The 18,692-nt window shown below is 30.9% G+C and carries 16 protein-coding genes and 1 pseudogene; 2 read left to right on the top strand and 15 right to left on the bottom strand.

Features of this window, described 5'->3' with window-relative positions; all coding sequences use genetic code 11:
* Nucleotides 1–89 precede the first annotated feature (89 nt).
* Complete coding sequence (locus tag K5X82_14190) at nt 90–491, top strand: hypothetical protein (GenBank protein ID QZT36396.1); 402 nt, start codon at nt 90–92, stop codon at nt 489–491.
* Nucleotides 492–597: 106 nt separating this feature from the next.
* Here K5X82_14190 and meaB read toward each other — a convergent pair whose 3' ends face one another.
* A complete protein-coding gene (meaB, locus tag K5X82_14185; GenBank protein QZT36395.1) occupies nt 598–1,713 on the bottom strand; it encodes a methylmalonyl Co-A mutase-associated GTPase MeaB in 1,116 nt (371 codons plus the stop codon).
* Nucleotides 1,714–1,883: 170 nt separating this feature from the next.
* Between meaB and K5X82_14180 the strand changes: the two genes are divergently transcribed.
* A complete protein-coding gene (locus tag K5X82_14180) occupies nt 1,884–2,651 on the top strand; it encodes a DUF2807 domain-containing protein (GenBank protein ID QZT36394.1) in 768 nt (255 codons plus the stop codon).
* 35 nt (nt 2,652–2,686) lie between these two features.
* Here the strand turns inward: K5X82_14180 and K5X82_14175 are convergent, their stop codons facing one another.
* From K5X82_14175 to K5X82_14110, 14 genes and pseudogenes are all read right to left on the bottom strand, one after another.
* Nucleotides 2,687–3,658, bottom strand: coding sequence for an acyltransferase (locus K5X82_14175; protein ID QZT36393.1), 972 nt, complete (start codon nt 3,656–3,658; stop codon nt 2,687–2,689).
* 14 nt (nt 3,659–3,672) lie between these two features.
* Nucleotides 3,673–5,088 carry a capsule assembly Wzi family protein gene (locus K5X82_14170; protein ID QZT36392.1) on the bottom strand — a complete coding sequence of 472 codons (1,416 nt, stop codon included), beginning with the start codon at nt 5,086–5,088 and terminating at the stop codon, nt 3,673–3,675.
* A gap of 93 nt (nt 5,089–5,181) precedes the next feature.
* A complete protein-coding gene (locus K5X82_14165) occupies nt 5,182–6,174 on the bottom strand; it encodes an NAD-dependent epimerase/dehydratase family protein (protein ID QZT36391.1) in 993 nt (330 codons plus the stop codon).
* A complete protein-coding gene (locus K5X82_14160; GenBank protein QZT36390.1) occupies nt 6,171–7,271 on the bottom strand; it encodes a glycosyltransferase in 1,101 nt (366 codons plus the stop codon). Before K5X82_14160 ends, K5X82_14165 begins: the two co-directional genes overlap by 4 nt.
* 2 nt (nt 7,272–7,273) lie before the next feature.
* Nucleotides 7,274–8,383 (bottom strand): glycosyltransferase, encoded by a 1,110-nt coding sequence (locus tag K5X82_14155; protein QZT36389.1) that lies wholly within the window; start codon nt 8,381–8,383, stop codon nt 7,274–7,276.
* A complete protein-coding gene (locus K5X82_14150; protein QZT36388.1) occupies nt 8,380–9,414 on the bottom strand; it encodes an EpsG family protein in 1,035 nt (344 codons plus the stop codon). The genes K5X82_14155 and K5X82_14150 overlap by 4 nt, the downstream gene beginning before the upstream one ends.
* Entirely contained in the window at nt 9,414–10,484 is a 1,071-nt protein-coding gene (locus K5X82_14145; GenBank protein ID QZT36387.1) for a glycosyltransferase, read from the bottom strand. The genes K5X82_14150 and K5X82_14145 overlap by 1 nt, the downstream gene beginning before the upstream one ends.
* A 60-nt stretch (nt 10,485–10,544) precedes the next feature.
* Nucleotides 10,545–11,707: pseudogene (locus K5X82_14140) on the bottom strand (IS3 family transposase).
* 594 nt (nt 11,708–12,301) lie between these two features.
* Nucleotides 12,302–13,375: a hypothetical protein gene (locus K5X82_14135; protein QZT36386.1), complete on the bottom strand. Its 1,074-nt coding sequence runs from the start codon at nt 13,373–13,375 to the stop codon at nt 12,302–12,304.
* A gap of 399 nt (nt 13,376–13,774) precedes the next feature.
* Nucleotides 13,775–14,317, bottom strand: coding sequence for an acyltransferase (locus tag K5X82_14130; GenBank protein ID QZT36385.1), 543 nt, complete (start codon nt 14,315–14,317; stop codon nt 13,775–13,777).
* 443 nt (nt 14,318–14,760) lie between these two features.
* Nucleotides 14,761–16,026, bottom strand: coding sequence for an oligosaccharide flippase family protein (locus K5X82_14125; protein QZT36384.1), 1,266 nt, complete (start codon nt 16,024–16,026; stop codon nt 14,761–14,763).
* Entirely contained in the window at nt 16,023–16,958 is a 936-nt protein-coding gene (locus tag K5X82_14120; protein QZT36383.1) for a glycosyltransferase family 8 protein, read from the bottom strand. The genes K5X82_14125 and K5X82_14120 overlap by 4 nt, the downstream gene beginning before the upstream one ends.
* The gene (locus K5X82_14115; protein ID QZT36382.1) at nt 16,939–17,868 is read right to left on the bottom strand and encodes a hypothetical protein; all 930 of its coding nucleotides are present in this window, start codon (nt 17,866–17,868) and stop codon (nt 16,939–16,941) included. Before K5X82_14115 ends, K5X82_14120 begins: the two co-directional genes overlap by 20 nt.
* Nucleotides 17,865–18,596: a hypothetical protein gene (locus tag K5X82_14110; protein QZT36381.1), complete on the bottom strand. Its 732-nt coding sequence runs from the start codon at nt 18,594–18,596 to the stop codon at nt 17,865–17,867. Before K5X82_14110 ends, K5X82_14115 begins: the two co-directional genes overlap by 4 nt.
* Nucleotides 18,597–18,692: the final 96 nt, after the last annotated feature.

The raw sequence follows: 18,692 nt of genomic DNA, 5'->3' as shown, positions 1-18,692 counted from the left end.
TAATCCTTGATTCAATATTTTTTTGTTGGGGTTGTAATAAATACCACAAACATTCTACATATAGAGTAGAACAATAAATTATAAAGGAAATGAAAAAGGCGTTATTAATGCTAATGGTACTTCTTGGGGTACAACTAAGCAGTTTTTCAATGGAGAAACCTGATGTGACAAAACTTCCAAAGTATGTGATCATTACGATCGAAAATACTAAGCTACTAGGAGGAATCGGGATGACTATCGATTGGAAGCGTTCTCCATATAAACCACAATTACAAGAACTGCTAGATTATTTAGAGCTAAAAGATGGTCGTCGTATTCGTGCTGCAATTGACCTTTTTAATGTGATGGATGAACTTGGGTTTGAATATAAGGATGCATATAATGCCAACTCAGGATCTTTGGGAGTGGGAAATGGAAATTCAGATATCGAAGTTTCAGCTAGCCAAGCCAAGTTTCGTGTAAATATTGTCTTTAAAAAATACAACAAATAGCAACAATCTATTTTAAAAGAGTAGATAATAAAATAGCATCCCCGTAATGGAGGATGCTATTCTTTGCTTATTTCTTATTCAAAAGGTGTGGAACTAATTCTCAATGTTATAATTGAGATCGATATTTATCGAGTAGCTCTTGTGCCGCACCAAATGAGGATATTTTATCTTTCTCAATTTCATCCTCATACTTTCCAAGAAGGGCTTTTATCTCTTGGTTATGGAAGAAATCATTCTTCAATCTTTCGTTGATTGTTTCATACATCCAATACTTATCTTGTTCGGATCTACGAAGATCAAAATATTTGTTCTCTTGAGTGAATGACATATAGTCCATCATCATAGTCCAGATCTCGGTTATACGCAACTTATACAGTGCGGAACAAGTTACAACCTGTGGAGACCATCCTGATTTTGGTTTCGGAAACAGATGTAAAGCATTGCGAAACTGAGCAGCAGCTAATTCTGCTTTGTTTGCATTATCATCCTCCGCCTTATTTATTGCGATACCATCAGCCATCTCCATAATGCCTCTCTTAATTCCTTGTAACTCATCACCAGCACCAGCTATTTGGATTAAAAGGAAAAAATCAACCATAGAATGAACAGCTGTCTCAGACTGTCCGACTCCTACGGTTTCAATAAATATCGTGTCAAATCCTGCAGCTTCAACCAATATGATTGTCTCACGAGTTTTTCGTGCTACACCTCCTAATGAACCAGCAGATGGGCTAGGACGAATATATGCATTAGGATCAGCAGATAGATCTTCCATACGAGTTTTATCTCCTAAGATGCTCCCTTTAGTTCGTTCACTAGAGGGGTCAATTGCCAATACAGCTAATTTGTGTCCTTTTCCTGTGACTAGGGTACCTAAAGCTTCAATAAATGTACTCTTTCCAGCTCCTGGGACTCCTGTGATACCAATGCGGATAGATTTACCTGAATATGGAAGACATCGCTTTATCACCTCTTGGGCAATCTTTTGATGTTTTGGATTACTACTCTCAATAAGGGTTACTGCCTTACTAAGAATGGTTATGTTTTGATCTAAAATACCTTGAACGTACTCGTCAACAGTCAATAGACGGCGTTGTTTATTTAGAAAACGCTCGACAGCACTTTGATTTACAATCTCTGGTTGTGAAACTCCACTATTTACAGCCAGCCCTTTATATTGAGGATCATTCTCTGGATGATGATCTTTGCAGTTGTTACTCATAGAAAAATCATTTAATGATGAATTCTTTCTACAAATTTAGCAAAAAACAATCGGCCTTTTCACTACGATCACTTCTTTATAGCTTCTAAATTATCCTATATGCTTGCTAAAATTTAGCATAATAAATACTTTCACTATGCGAATAGTCGTTATTTTTGAAATAAAAAACAATGAAGAAGTTACTTACTATGCTAAGCATCATTCTGCTTAGCTCTTGTGCAAAAGAGTATATTGAAGGAGAAGGTCCTGTAATTAAGGACAAAGAATTACAAATTGATCCATTTACTAAGATCTCGGTAGAAGGTCCATTTACTGTGAACATAACACAAGGAACGGAACAAAAGGTTACCATCACTACGGAACAAAATATTATTGATAGAACCAACAAAGTGGTTGTAGATGGGGTATGGCAAATACGTCTTCAGGAAGGAGATTATAAGAACATATTACCAAAGATTAATGTTACTGTGCCTAATCTAACCTCGTTTGTGTCTCTTAATGAAGCGAAAGTATTTGTTTCTGAATGGGATTGTGGAGACGATGATCTACACCTTGAAGCATCTGCAGGAAAACTATCATTTGATCCTCCTGTTGTAGCAAAAAACATCAACATAACCATCTCCAAAGGAGCAGAAATATTTACACCTAAGGTGTCTACAAACGCCATAGACGTTGCTAGTGATAATTGTAGAGACCTCTCTATTACAGGTAGTACAACCAAACTGAACATCACCCACACAGGAAACGGAGGCATCAACACAAGAGCTCTTCAAGCTGATGATGTTACCGTTGTAATCACCAATGGTTCTAAAGTTAATGTAACTGCCAATAAAACATTAAATGCTACTGTTAATGGTTATGGACGTATTGGATATTATGGAGACCCTGTAATTACAAAATCAATTAATGGAACAGGCGAATTAAATCACTATAAATAGATATTTATATACAAAGCCAATCTGATAAATTTTTATCAGACTGGCTTTGTACATCGTTTAGATTCATGGATAGTATCTTGAATGTAGATCACAATTAATGATATGACCATAGTAATAGCTATTGTAATAAAGGTTCTTTCAACTGCACCATATTGAGAAATTTCCATTAATATTTGATTAACTCCATAATGAATAAAAAATACTAAAGCACTTAATCGTCTAAACAAAATACTATTAATTCCTAACTTGATATGATCCTTAAAATATAATAATAAGAAGACAGAGGTTGGCAAAAGCATAAACATAAAATCTGCACCTTCTGTTGACTCATAAATGTTGAAAAATTTTATTCTAAGAACATAAGACTCAAATAGTAAAGCTGTAATTGATAATAAAAACAACACCAAGTTATAACTTTGTTTAATTGTGAATCTTTTCCTCTTTATCATATAACCAATACCAATAAATGGTAGTGCATCCCAAAAACCATTTCTTATTAGGTATTTTGGTAGTTTTAAGATTTTTGCCACGATATTATGGTCAATATCTTCACTTATTATTTGAATATAATAAAATGAGAAACATGCAACTGCATAGATAAATATATAAAGTAAAACATTATTCAGTCTCGATTTATAGATAAAAGAAAATAGGAATACGCCAAGAATCATTGCACCGATATACCACAAGTGGCCATAGCCCATAACAAAGTTTAAACAATATGTTGATATAGAAGTATGATAATAAAATGGGAAATATAGTAAAGACCAAAATAAATAAATCTTTATATTTTTTTTCAAGTATAATGATTTATTCAATAAATATTGCTCTTTGAGTAAAAGTCCATTTATTAAGAAAAATGATGGCACAGCAATCCTTATAATTCCCTCAATTAAAAATTTATAACAATTATCATTCTTTATTGGATTACAATGAATGAGAACAACGAGTAAACTCAGAATGAACTTTAATAAATCTATACCATTAGTCGAGTGTTTCTTTTCCATGTCATGTTACTTAGTTAAAACAAATACGATACACCAAATATTAACCCAAGATTATTCCCCAAAAGATCTCCATGGTCATATCCCAACTGAGCTGTGAATACCCACCTACTTTTATAACTATAATCTAGTTCAAAAGAGTAGCTCTGCTGATTCTTAGGGTATTCAGGACTATCTTTAATAGAACTTGGGTCCTCTTCAAAATATCGCGCATAGTGCTTTAAATATGAAGCCCTCAGCTTCCACTTCACCTGATAATTTAGATACCCCATCGCACCTAAATAGTACGAGATAAAACGAGAAGATTCAAACCCTAAATTATTCTCCTGTGGGATCATAAAGGGAGTCCCAATAGTTTTATTATGATAGGTCCATCCAGACTTATATATATAATTGCCCATATAATTATCTTGTCCATACATATGATTTTCAGGATCATGATAACGACCTGACTGATCTAAAGTAGTCGCATATTCTGCGACCATTGAATCAAAGAACTTATCTCCAGAACGATCTATAAAAATACCCCAAGTTCCATCAGGGAAATTATTAAAACGTTTTCCCGAACCATCCTCAAAGAGATGAAAGTAATAAGCCTCCATTTTAAAGAACTTATTCTCATGAGATAGACGAAACACATGTTGAGAAATATGATTTCCAGCAACATTTTTTTTATCGAAATCAAGGCCTGTATCCCCTCCTTGCATACCCAGTATTGCTCTGTAATAACCTTCAAATGATTCATCCATTTGTCCAATATTAGGGTCTGGAGAAACTCCTCCCCACTGTACATAGTCATCTAGTCCAACCTCAATTGCTAATATTTTCGGAACTTTTAACCTAAAATGTAACTTCTTTTGATGAATATGAACCTCGTCCACATACCTATCATCATTAAGTAATCCTTCTCCATATTCAGCATACCAATCAAACCATTTATCGGCAATTTTAAATGGTAAAGAGACAAACCCATTGGTTGAAAATTTAAGCATCGGATAAGGAAGAGCATTATTACTCATCAACATATCACCATTAGTTGCAGACAAACCATTATAGCGAACATTATCTGATTTTGCTCCAATATCAAGTTTAAATATTCTACTGCTTAAGGACAAACTATATTGATCTAGTAGACCTTTAATACCACCAGAAGAGGTATTATATATCGAACTAGCCAAACGTGCTTCAATTGTATATTTGCTATCATTGAATGATTTTGAATAATTAAGCCACGGTCTAATATATTGAGTTACTACCTGTTTATTTTCCTCAATTACACCATTGGCACCACTATATAGCCAAAATGGTGTCTGTCCATCTATATTCACTAACGTACGCGATGACACAAACCCGTCAAGTTGTGCCAATGTGGAAAAATGACAAAGCAATAAAACGATTATCGTAAGATATCTCTTCAAAGAATGATTAATCACGTTACATCTTTATTTTAATTACATAAAAAACTAAATGGCACCTACATCAGATGTATGTGCCATTTAGTTAAATAGAGCTACACCAATTGCTCTTTATTCCGTCACATAAATATCATCATGATCCTTATTTGTATCAATGAACTCATAATGCAAAGTATTATGCAATCCCTCGGCTAAAGTATAGGGAGGCTTAAAACCAGCACTCCGTACAGCTGAAGCATCAAATTGAGTAGTAGCACAGAATTTCTTTATTCTCACACTACTTACTGCCAATTTCTTTCGTGTTACTAGAGCAAGTAGATCAAAACAGTACCCTCCTAACATTCCCAATGCATATGGAAACTTTACAGAAGGGATTTTCTTATCTAGACTTGTTTCTACCTGAGAAACCAATTCATTCATAGTGCAATCAGGGGTATCTACGTAGTTAAACACCTCATACCCAGAAACACGATTAATTAAACGATCTTTAATTAATGCAACAATATTCCCCACATAAGCCATTGATTTTTTATTATTACCTTGACCAATCATAAAGAAATGCCCTGATGCAATTTGCTTTAAAAGATTAAAAACATTACCCCGATTGCATTCTCCAAAGATTACTGTAGGACGTATGATTGTTAAAGATCTATTTTCAGGATCTTTGTGATACCATTCTCTTAATACCTCTTCTGCTTGCCATTTGCTCTTTCCATAATGATTAAATGGATCATGAGGATGGTTTTCATTAGGACAATTCTTATTAAGACCATAGACTGCGACTGAACTCGTAAAGATTATTTTCTTTACACCATTCTTATCCATTGCATTAAGAACATTTTTCGTCCCCTCTACATTAACATTATAATACAAGGAGGTAGGAGAAACATCATCGCGATGCTCCGCAGCAAGCAATACTACTGCATCAGTTCCTTTTAATGAAACATCTAAACTATCCTGATCTCTAACGTCGCCAATACTTGTTATATCACTATGATGGCGACTTGGGTTCTTATCTAAATTGTAGACAGAGAACTCATTTCGATATGTGTCTAGAAATCTCGAACCGACAAAGCCAGAAGCTCCAATTAGCTGAATATTCATTTGTTGTTATATATTTTTAAGAGAGAATCTAGAACTATGTGATCAGAAAATACGGTTTTAACCCTTTCACAAGCATTATTCCCCAATTTAATCCGGTAATCTATATCAAAAGACAATTTATCGATTGCCTTAGATAATTCATCAACATTATTTGGTTCGACAGTTATCCCAGTAATCTTATCCAACGAAACAAATGGAACTCCTGTTGGTAGATTAGTATTGATTACTGGCTTTGAACAAATCATTGCTTCAAGTTGAATAATGCCAAATGCTTCACTTGGCTGTACAGATGGAAAGACAAAAAAAGAACAGTTCTTAATCATTTCCCATTTTTCCTCTTCTGTTACGAAAAAATTTTTAAAAATAATTTTATCAGGAAACTGCTCTCTATATTCATTCACCAAATCGACGATAGAAGATTCACCATCACCTACAATCACTAACTTTAGACTAGTTACTGACTTATCATATGCTTTTAATAAAATATCTATTCCTTTATAATAGGACAATCTTCCCAAATAGAGAATATAGGAATCATCTTCTGTGATAGTATCCTTGACCTCAATACTTAGCGGAAGTACCTTGACCTTATATGAGTAATCTTGCAACAATTTAGAGAACTTAATCATATTAGGTGAAGTTGTTGTAATAACATCAGCTCTCCTTAATAATAAAGATTGGAAGAACTCAACAAAACCTTTAAGTATTTTTTGCTTAATTATGTCACTATGCCAAGTTACAATAATCTTTTTTTTTCGAAAAAGTCCAATTAAACTAAAGAGTGATGTGACACTTGCTAAAGGAAAAGGTTCATGAAAATGTATTAATGAACTTCGTAAGGCTAACTTTATGTAGTAATAGTAAAAAATGAATGATATAGGCATTGAAAAATATGTCCCCAATGAAGCGCATCTAACCACATTTATTCCATCAATAACTTCAATCTTTGTTTTAAGAGTAAAATCTTTGTTTACACAAAGAATACAAACTTCAAATTTATTCTCATGTAAAAATTCCGAATATTGCTTAACAACAGTCTCAACCCCACCAATATCAGGCGAATAATATTTATTAACTTGTAGAACTTTGTCACTCATGGTCAATAATCTTTATTTTTATTTTCATACAAATTATTAATGTTATTTACATGATTGGTGATCGAATATAATTCGGACTTATGAGAAGCATTATCGACGATTCTTCTATGGTGAATGGTATTAAGTTTACTAAAAGCGTATCGTATACCTTCAGAAATAGAATCAGTATCACCAACTTTCACAAGAATACCAGATATACCATCTTCTACAAGGTCAATATTTCCAATACAATCAGTGGCAACTACCAATAATTTAGACATTTGAGCTTCAATAATAGAAGTTGGCAACCCTTCAAAAAGAGAAGTTGATATATAAAAATCAAAATACTGTAGAATAGACGATGCTTTGGGAATATCACCCCAAAGAAAAACATTCGATATATTTAATTCATTAATTATTTTTTCAACATTAAGCTGATAATTTGTATCCCTAAAGCTACCTCCAATAATATGGAGAGCAACATTAGATAGATTTGCACTATCAAATGCCCTAATCATACGGATTAAATCTTTTTCTGGACTTATCCTAGAAAGTGTAACTGCATTATATGAATAATGCTCAACTTCTTTTAAAATATCATCATAATTAGATCTAACACAATCATCGAGTTCGATCCCATTATGAATTACTGTATTCTTATCTGAATTAACTTTAGTATATTTAATAAAATTCACTTGTTCTGAAGCAGATACAGAAATAGATTGGTCATATATTTTAGAAAAGACACGTTCAAATAATAAGAATAATTTGAGCTTAACACCTTTATACTTTAAATGGAAACCATGTAAAGTATAGAATATTTTAAACGAGTATATTAGCTTGAAGATTGATAAAAAGAAAGTATACAACGCTCCTCCTTTACCGTGACAATGAATTACATCTGGTTTCAACTTCTTAAAGAGAAGAAACACAGAGGTCAATGAAGAAATACTAAACCTAGACACATCGATATTATGAATGGTCGAGTACTTCTCAAACTCACCAAAAAGCTCGTTATCAGCATTATAACAAATAACATGTATATTCTTGTCTCGTGAATTTTTTATTAATCTTAAGACACACAGTGGTGCTCCTCCAATCTTACATGTAGGGAATATATGCAATACCTTCATTTAAAACCTTTTAATAAATTAATAAATCTAAACGTATAGAAAATTACAAAAAGAATAGTCAATAATACTTTATTTTTAGAATTCTTAATAATAAAAGGAGGTATAAAGATCTCTAACAATAATAATGGATAACTCAATCTTAGCAAGACAGAAACACTATTAAAAATAAAATTCAAACATACCCCAACCACAAACAAATTAAAATAGAACTCATATTTTGTACTATTAACAAAACGAATATAGTAACACCCTAAAAGAACAATTATGATATACCATAATTGAACAACTGAGAAACCAACTTTTATAGCATATTCAGACAAAATATAATACAACAATTTATCACCTACCATGCTAGGAGCAAAAGGAGAAATAAACTTAATAATACTAGAGAGCGGTAGAGATAAAAAAACAAAAATAAAACAAGTTAAGACTGATAATATTATAATTTTATAATTAGATGTACGAGGCACAAATGGCACAAGCAAACATAACAATAAAGAACTATGGAAAAAACAACCTGTCAATAATATTAGATAATATTTAATATACTCTTTCTTAAACAAGAACTCTATCGAAAATACAAAAAAGCCAACAGAGATACCTTGTCGCATCTGATTAAATTCTAAAGACAAAAAGTAACTAGATAAGAAAATAATGAAAGACAAGAGCTGATAGGGAGAGTATTTGGCAATAGAGTATGATTTTAATATAATACTAAGAGATGCAGCTAAAAAAAAAACAAAAATGTGATCATTAACCAAAGTCTTGGCTAATAACACAAAGTATATAAAAAATGGTTCAAATATCAACAAATATCTTTTCGTATTCCACCATTCAATATGCCTAACAAAAGAAATATAAGTGGCTGTATCTGCACCAAGTTCACCCCTAAAAGTGACCATAAGAATACTCAAAATTGTTAATCCAGCAAATATGATATTCCGTTGTTTTTCTTTGACTTGATTCAATACAATCACAAAAAAAACACATATTGTAAAATATATAAAAAGTGTAAATTGTGTTACAAGCATTAAACAGTTTTAAAAAGATTCATGTATTTTTCTATAATCACACTGGAATCAAACTTATTAACAGAACTTACAATATCATCTTTTTTTAGATTCCGAATAGAACCATCCACGCTATTCTGAAAATGAATACTATTTGTAATGTCAATAATCCTACCATTTGAATTATTAATTATTTCAGTAATTCCACCTTTATAGTTATTTGAAATAACGGGGGTCCCACAAGAAAGTGATTCTAAAACTACATTAGGGAAACCTTCATAACGTGAACTAGAAATAAAAAAATCAGCATCCATAATCAATGGATAAGGAGGATTAATAAAACCTAAAAAAGAGACATGATTATCACAATTGAGTTCTTTCGAAAGGTGCTCCAAATCATTAAGATTGTCTCCTTTTCCTATAATATATAGATGATACCGTTCTATATTACTAAATTTTGCAAAAGAATGTAACAAGAGATCATATCCTTTTTGATATGAAAGACGTCCAACCGTTATAAGATTAATTTTACTAGAATCAAATTGAATTGATCTTGAAAAATCCCTATAATCCTCTATTTTTTTGATGTCAATCGGATTATTTATTTTTTCAACATCCTTTTGGGGGATATGATATGTCGTCACAAAATCATTATACATATCATCACTCTGAACTATTATTTTGTCAAAAAGAGAATATGATAGTCTATACAAAAAGTCAAAAAATACTCCTCTTCTATTCTCTTTACTCACAATATTGGTTTCTCGGGCAATAAATTTAATTTTTGGAAAAAGAATAGATATAAAACCAACCAATAAATTAAAATGGCTTAATGTCGAAAATACAATATCTGGCTTTATCTTTGAAATAAAAGATATAACATCGATAAGACTTTCTCTAACTCTCACCGAATTTCCAAGTATTACATCTATCTTTAAATTCTTTGCATTTTCAATAAAATCACCATCACTAGAGAGAACTAATAGCTTACACTCAAATTGATCACTGTCGATCGAAGAACATAGGTTTATAATAAAACGTTCAGCACCACCACCATCTAACTTGGGGACAATAAATAGAATTTTTTTCAAACTTAATATTATTTTAAAATAAATATCATAATGGAATAGCAACTAAAAAGGTTGCAATTTTTAAGCTACACTTTTCAAGTTTATATTTCTTAATTCCATCTCCTTTTCGAATGGAGTCTTATAGTCCAAAGCTGAATGCACTCTATCATTGTTATACCAATAGATGTATTGATTAATAGTTTGACGTAGCTGTTTCATATTGTCAAATCTAATATGATTTACGCACTCATATTTGATCGATTTAAAGAAACTTTCTGCTACAGCATTGTCCCAACAGTTACCTTTTCGACTCATGCTCTGCTTTACATCACGGTGCTTTATGAAAATATTCCTAAATAAGTTACTTGCATATTGAGAACCACGGTCTGAATGAAAAATAAACCCTTTTTGTATATCTCTGTTATTGCGAGCATTCGTCCATGCTTTCAAAACGGTATTCTCTGTAGTCATATCTTCACTTATAGCCCATCCAATCACTTGTCTATCCGCTAGATCAATTACAGTTGTAAGGTATGCCCATCAGTTTAAAACATTAATGTATGTGATATCTGAGACCCACTTACTTCCTAGTTCCTCTACACGAAATTCTCGATTTAGAAGATTTGGAGCAATTGGATAGTCGTGACTAGAGTCTGTTGTTGCTTTAAACTTCTTTTTTAAGATACTTTTTAATCCCATTCTATTCATAAGACGTGCGACATAACTCCTTGACAAATAGATGTCAGAACGTCTCAATGTTATGCGAATTCGACAACTTCCATACCTACCTTTGCTTTGATCATAAATCCTTTGTATTTCTTCTTTTATGGTCAATGTCCTTTGAATAGATTGGTGCTTTGAACTATAATCTTTATTCACCCACTGATAAAAAGACTTCCTACTAATACGAAGAAGTTCACACATTTTCCCAACTGAATAGAAACTTCGATGATCCCTTATAAACAAATACTTATTCAGTCTTTCTTGGAGAAAATGCTCACCGCTTTTTTTAATATATCACGCTCTAATTCTGCATTTTTTAATGCCTTCTTTAGAAGTTTTATCTCTTGCTCTTCTGCTGTAAACGTTTTTTTTCCTGCTAAACCTTCAATACTAGCGGCTTTCTTTAACCAGCTTCTAAGCGTTATAGGACTTACCTTATAATCTTTCGCTACTTTGGTAACACTTTGACCTGATTGCACTAAGGATACAACCATCTCTTTAAATTCAATATCATATTTCATAACTCTGCTAAGTTAAGAAAAGCATAGATTTTTTTTGTTACCTCAAAAGTAGACATTCCATGACATTATCATACTTACACCTGTAATATGAGGATTTAAAAGAATAATCTATCATTGCTGAAATAAAAATAAATTCTTCTGATAATTTGATTATTCATACGATTACCCCTTGTGAACTGAGATAATTAAATTCTGGAAAGTATAATGATCAATGTTAGTATTTATTAACCTTAATAGATACTTCTAAAAAAATACTATAATTCAAATACCCTAATATTTGTCAATTACGCTGTCCCTAGTAAAAAAATTAACGAGTACTTAAATATGACATTAAAAATAGTAAAGGTTTAGTAACCATTCAAGTCACAAACACTGGTAACTCATATTTATATACTACCTAAAATATAACATAATTTCACATTCAACAAAAAAAGACAAGTATTACGAACATATATAGTCAATATAAATCCCGAACAAGAAATAAGACAGTTAAACATTTAGAACCCTAGCACTTAACAGCAAAGTTGTTTAGTTATTTAATAAAGCAGTAAATTTCACACTAATCGTTTATTGGTGAAAGAAAAGAAAAGCACATTACTGACTTTGCTTCATAAATGAATATTGTACTGAATAGTAAACGATAGCAATCATAGAACTAAAAATCGCAGTAAATAGTATATATAGTATCATTCTTGGCTTATTTTTATTTGAAGGGACACTAATTGGCTGCAAAATAGTGAAAACGGGAGTATCTTGTTTTACTTGCAGATTAGCCTGCTCTAACTGTTTTGCAAGCTCAGTATAGACCGAAAAAATCACATTAAAATCATTTGTTAGTTTCTGCAACGTAATTTGAGATTCAGCAGTACTAAAGTTTCTATTTTTGTCTTTAAATACTGCAATCTCTTTGCGACATTTCTCAACCAGTTCCCTTTGCTCAAGATACCTTTCTTTAACAAAAGTATATTGTTCTGTTGCCTTTTCGATTTTAAATCTAGTAACAAATCTCTGAAGCAATAAAAAATAATTCATACCAACTTCCGCAGCCATTAATGCAGTTGGAAAATTTGAAGATATTTTAACTGATTTAGTCTCATCATCAATAGTGAGTGAAATGGATGAATTAATTTGATTAACAATGCTTCTTTCATTCGCTGAAAGTGAAATAAATCGTTTATTATAATTAACGTCTAAGTGTTTTTTGGGCGGGCCTTTTAAACTATTGATAATTGTAAAAGGTAAACCTATAGAATACTTAGATAAAATATGCAGCGATGATTCTTCCTTATATATGGTATAATAATCATATAAAGTTATTGAATCCTCTCCATATGTTACAAAAGTGTTCATTAATTCCTTTTGAAAAGGCACACTTAAAACTATTTCAGGATACAAAATTGGGGGAAGAGATTGAACCCTATTTGATGCGCCAATATTAACACCAGCCATTGCAGCCAATCCAGATAATCCACCCATACCAGATTGACTTCCATTCTCTTGAGCTATAAACACAGTACTTGCCTGGTATTCAACAGGAGTAACAACTCCTATAATTAAACCTATAAATGAAGAAATTAATGTTATCATCAAAAGTCGAAGTCTTTTTCTAAAAAGATACTTTATTAAATAAATCAAGTCAATTTCTTCTTCAGTATTATCTTTTATCATTTTCTTAAATAGTATTTATGGAATTCAAACAGTTAAACAAACCACATATACTAGGACAAAATAATTTGTCTAGTTGCAAATACAGCATTTACTAATTAAATAAAGTAAGTTAACTCTACACATATTTAATTAGTAAGACACACACATCAAATAACTCAATTATCAATTCATTTTAAAATGAAACTATTTATCAAATACAATAAATGCCATTCAATAAATATATCATCAAATATGAATCATAGTTTTTTAATTAATGACTATGACAATTGGACATAACTAGATGAAGTATTGATTCTTATTTAAAATTAAATCTGATATTTCTTACAATTTTAACAATACTAGATTGATGTTACAATACAATAAATTTGTATATATCGGTTATTATAGATAATATTCAATTTATAAGGATTTTTTTTGTGATAAATCTAATATTGAAATAATCTGTTCATTTCTACTCAGATTAAGATTTAGATCTGCTTCTTTGGAATAACTATTTAAACATCGTCTTTTATATTCATTATAGTCTCCAATAATCTTAGCTGGATTACCACCGACAATTTTACCAGAAGGGATTGACTTTACAACTACTGAACCCGCAGCAACAACAACATTGTCTCCAATTGTAACGCCTGGAAGAACAATCGAATTACATCCAATAAATACATTATTACCAATGGTCACTTTATTATACAGATACCTTCTGCCATCATTATCACGAAATAACCATGTCGAACCATCATGAGTTAATATTCTTACACCTGCAGTAACAGTAACATTATTGCCTATTTCAATTAAAAATGGCTCTGAACCCCAATCTCGAATATAAATCCGACAATGATCTCCAATTATAACACCTAGAAATCGAGCATATCTTATTGCTCCCAAAAAGTAATAAGCAATAAGTCTCATTATCGAAGATGAAATTATTATTTGTTTAATCATCAATTAATTGCATTTAACTATTCATAAATAATACTGATATAATCTTATTGATACAATAAAATCTACTTTTGAATGATAATTCAAAAAAATCTACGTATTAATGTCAATAATATTAAAAAAAATGTCCTTCACTCTAAATTATAAAGTATTAGCCAACAAGTACATTTCAGCCACAAATACATTATAATTAATTGATCAATTGGAGTAAACTGAATGAACAAACCATCGTTTAAACATATATTGAAAAAAATGGAAACATAGTCATACAATAGGATGCATTTCTCTATAAAAAAGACATTAAGCTCATATGTAATATTTAGAAGAGTAATTATTTAGTCATATCGCTATTACTTGGATAAGTAACGATCCATTCATCTACAAGATTATAGATAGAGCCTTTGAATAAAAGGATTAAAGAATAAATGACAATAAATTATCAAAGATTACAAACGAGTCTTATTCACCAACTTAGGTTTATTTCTCACAAAAAACGCCCTCACAATCATTTCAAAAACACTTGCAGAAATTGAAATCATTACAATTGAAATAAGTGTTGTCGGCATAACCTTTATTACACATAATAACAATCCAAACAAATAAACCAGAACTGATGAAACCACACTAATCGAATATTTATTATAATATCCAAAGACTAATAAAAAAGTGCCTAGCATCATTGAAAATATATTAAAAGGGATAATTAAACTATTCAGATGCAACAGATTAATGATTTCCGAAGAATGATCCCCTAAAAATAACGATATAACTTGGTGTGAAAATAAGTTTAAGACCAATACAACCAACAGCATTGCAATTATTCCCCATTTGAAATAAAACCAAAACTTATTTTGTGATCTTGAGTGAACCAAAGTAGGGTAAATAGCATCATTAAACATTGAAAATGGAACCTTTGACAGATTAATTAATTTATTACACAAATCATAGAAAGTTACATCAGAGGAACTTAACATCATACCAATAAACACAACGTTAAAATTATCTCTTGCAACAATCATTACCTCAGAAAGAAAGATACTCGCAGATTTTACCAGATGAACTTTCACAAGGTTGAAACTAGGAAATTGATAGCTCTTATTTAATTTATGAAATACCAAAAGACAGGAAAATAATCCTGAAATAAATGCGCCTACCCCATTAATTAATGGGATATATAAATAATCAGATTTTATGCTTACTGTAAAAAAAATCAAACATGTAGTTACGATCTTTAAACCTCCCATTATATAAGTAATGTACTTCATATCTTCGATTCCCATATAAAACCATCTAGGAAAGAAAAGATCTTGAAAAATCATTAAAAATGACAACCAGTATAAAGAGCTCCATTCATTAGGACAAAAATATGTAACAAAACAATAATACAATATGGTTGCGATAATGCCTAAGAATAACTTTCCTGTTATAATTGAAACTGTTATTTCATAAACTTGATCAATATTATCTCTATGATAAGCAACTTCTCTTGCACCATACGGATCAAATCCATATTTGACTAAAGATCCAAAAATAAAAACTATTGATCTAATATAGATTATTTTACCGAACAGCTCGTTACCTAAAACTCGTAATAAATATCCATACAACAACATTGGTAGCAACATATTCACAACCTGGAGGATACTTAAGTATGAAAAATTCTTTACAATAGACCTGAATTCCTCTGAAATATTTCGAAACTTTAAAATCATCTGTTAAAGTAAGTGATTACTCTTCGGATTAACTTAATAAGCAAATTATCAATAGCTTTTTTATTATTTAATATTTTCATCTCCATATTAATAGCGTCCTTTTCATCATAGTAGATCGAGTTTCGATAACAATTCCACCAAATATCATATCTTGGGCATAATTCATTCCAAGGTTTTGGTCCATTGTAATGCACAATTCCAATATTTCTAGCTTCTTCGATCTCTGACTTACTATAGATAGGAGATAGCATATCTATATCAAAAGAATTCATATAATTACTTTGGACAAAAGTATACCGAGGGGAAATATATCTGATACGGTCTTTACAAACTAGATTTACAATATCTTGATCTTGAAAATTTAAATCTTTTTTTGAAAACTCAAGAAATTGATTTTCAATACAGTCATGTCTAATTAAGCTACAATTGAAAACAAGGAAACCTGAATTAATATAAGAATAATGATCAAGTCCTAACCTATCCAAATACGCTAAATTCTCTGATGATAGAAATGCAGCTTTAACTCCTGCCAAATAATTGTTTTCTAAATCAATCGTATGATACAATTCAGACAGATCATCTCGAAAGATCACATCAACATCGGAATATATAGCTTTATTAAGCTGAGGTAATAAAGATGGAATAAGTAGACGATAATACGCTGCAACAGATATATCACGAACTTCGAAAGAAGCCTTAAACTGATCTCCACAATCAACAAAATTAATAGTTAGACGATCATATACATCACATAATCTCAACAAATATTTTCTTGATACATCACTCAAATTATCATTACACAATATATAAATATCATATATAGTATTGACTTTTGCACAATCTAGTAGTGAAGTTATACATACTCCCGCAGGAAGAGCCATCTGATCATCAAATGAAAGAACTATTGGCACATTACTTCTTAAACTCATCATAAAATTCATTAAATGTAACTGACTTAATGTTATGTTTTTTGCACTTTATGAACAATTTTTCCAAAAAACTGAGATAACTCAATGATTCACTCTCACTTGTAACATATGGTGAGAGTTTAGGCACAACTTCCATATTATGGAACATAACAACCAAAGGCAAAGTATTCTTTAAATCATTATTAATTAAATTATATGCATCTTCAGTAGAGATAATCATTGGACGTAACCAATCTATATCCAACCCTCTCCCTATTAATCTCTTAAGTAGATTTTTAAAGCTCTTCTTTGGTATTGTTGTAATTGGCACCTCTAACAATTTCGAATTCCCCTCAAACTTTAGCCCTTTCTCTTCATCAACAAAATATAAATCTCGCGAACAGCCTGTAAAATCTAAATAATCATTGTTCGAATCATATTTCCAATGAATTCCAGGAGTTATTGAAGAATCTATCTTATAACCTAAATCAGAAAGTAATGATGCAGTATTCTTGCTTATGCCAAATCTACCTGCCCGAAATGATACGGGAGAAAATTCAAAACATTCCTTAAACTTATCTGTTAAAATATCTAAGTAAATACGTTCATCATCTAATGATAATTCTGATTGAATACCATCACAATGCTTTCCTTGTATATTTTCAAATTTAGCATTAATATATTCAAAGTGTAAATGTGTCCCAAGCTCACATTTATTTCTCTGATGCAAATCTTTAAAGTAATCAACGCTCTCTCTGTTACACATTACTTCATACGAAATAAAATATACAGGCTTAATATTATATTTTTCAAATAAAGGCTGAAGTCGTGTCTTAACTCCAACATGAATTCCAAAAAACGAAATAGGTTCAGAGTTTGACCAATCAACACTCTTGTCACATTCGGTGTCAATTGTTATAATTATATTTTTCATCTAAAGATTCTAATTATACTAGTAATAATGAACAGAGGAAAACTAATTAAATGCAATTCATCAAATTGAACTCCTCCAAAAGAACGCTTAAAATTATCTATTCCATTTGTTATAGGATCATCTTTTAAGGCTATCCCACCCCAATCATAAATATTAAAATTGTGCTTTTTAAAATACTTAATAGATTCCCAATGAAGAAACTTTGAAGATCGACCATGAATATTTCGATCTTCAATTTCATTTGAAGGACAGGACGCTTCATATAAGAATCTAGTGACCATACTTGACCTATCCACCAAAAAAACTCTTAGAATCATAGGTTTATCAAGACCATCATCCTTTACATAGAAGAAATGCAAGTTATCTTCCATTCCATTAAAGCTAGATCTATTTAATTTTAGAAGATTTTTTTCTTCAGCAAAGACATTATAGAAATCAATGAAATCATCTATAGAATAATTATTTAATTGATGAAACTCGAAATTATCCTTTTCCGAGCGACGAACTTCATAACGAACTTTCTTTCTAAAAGAGGCAAATATTTCATCTTCTGATAAGGTCAAGTCAGTCTTTAGAGTATGAAATTCTTTTCTCTTAAAGAAAGATGAACTTATATTACATACTCCTTGGTACTGATATATTTCGGTAAAACCTAAAATATCCTTAATATCCAACACTTCTTTGAACCAATATATATTCTTATACTTACGAGAGTTGATCCTAATCATATTATTTGTAAATTAACATACATAACGATAAGTAATTATTCCAAATTACACATATAGATAAAAAACTAGATTGACTCATCATTATGAAAATACTCA

The organism is Prolixibacteraceae bacterium (assembly GCA_019856515.1).
Lineage (GTDB): Bacteria > Bacteroidota > Bacteroidia > Bacteroidales > Prolixibacteraceae > Halosquirtibacter > Halosquirtibacter xylanolyticus.
This window is presented reverse-complemented; position numbering and strand designations above follow the sequence as displayed.

Coding starts and splice junctions, on each gene's coding strand:
- K5X82_14180 (QZT36394.1), top strand. CDS start 1,884: ATGAAGAAGTTACTTACTATGCTAAGCATCATTCTGCTTAGCTCTTGT.
- K5X82_14125 (QZT36384.1), bottom strand. CDS start 16,026: ATGATTTTAAAGTTTCGAAATATTTCAGAGGAATTCAGGTCTATTGTA.
- K5X82_14165 (QZT36391.1), bottom strand. CDS start 6,174: ATGAATATTCAGCTAATTGGAGCTTCTGGCTTTGTCGGTTCGAGATTT.
- K5X82_14175 (QZT36393.1), bottom strand. CDS start 3,658: ATGGAAAAGAAACACTCGACTAATGGTATAGATTTATTAAAGTTCATT.
- K5X82_14155 (QZT36389.1), bottom strand. CDS start 8,383: ATGAAGGTATTGCATATATTCCCTACATGTAAGATTGGAGGAGCACCA.
- K5X82_14110 (QZT36381.1), bottom strand. CDS start 18,596: ATGATTAGGATCAACTCTCGTAAGTATAAGAATATATATTGGTTCAAA.
- K5X82_14160 (QZT36390.1), bottom strand. CDS start 7,271: ATGAGTGACAAAGTTCTACAAGTTAATAAATATTATTCGCCTGATATT.
- meaB (QZT36395.1), bottom strand. CDS start 1,713: ATGAGTAACAACTGCAAAGATCATCATCCAGAGAATGATCCTCAATAT.
- K5X82_14120 (QZT36383.1), bottom strand. CDS start 16,958: ATGATGAGTTTAAGAAGTAATGTGCCAATAGTTCTTTCATTTGATGAT.
- K5X82_14130 (QZT36385.1), bottom strand. CDS start 14,317: ATGATTAAACAAATAATAATTTCATCTTCGATAATGAGACTTATTGCT.
- K5X82_14115 (QZT36382.1), bottom strand. CDS start 17,868: ATGAAAAATATAATTATAACAATTGACACCGAATGTGACAAGAGTGTT.
- K5X82_14190 (QZT36396.1), top strand. CDS start 90: ATGAAAAAGGCGTTATTAATGCTAATGGTACTTCTTGGGGTACAACTA.
- K5X82_14135 (QZT36386.1), bottom strand. CDS start 13,375: ATGATAAAAGATAATACTGAAGAAGAAATTGACTTGATTTATTTAATA.
- K5X82_14150 (QZT36388.1), bottom strand. CDS start 9,414: ATGCTTGTAACACAATTTACACTTTTTATATATTTTACAATATGTGTT.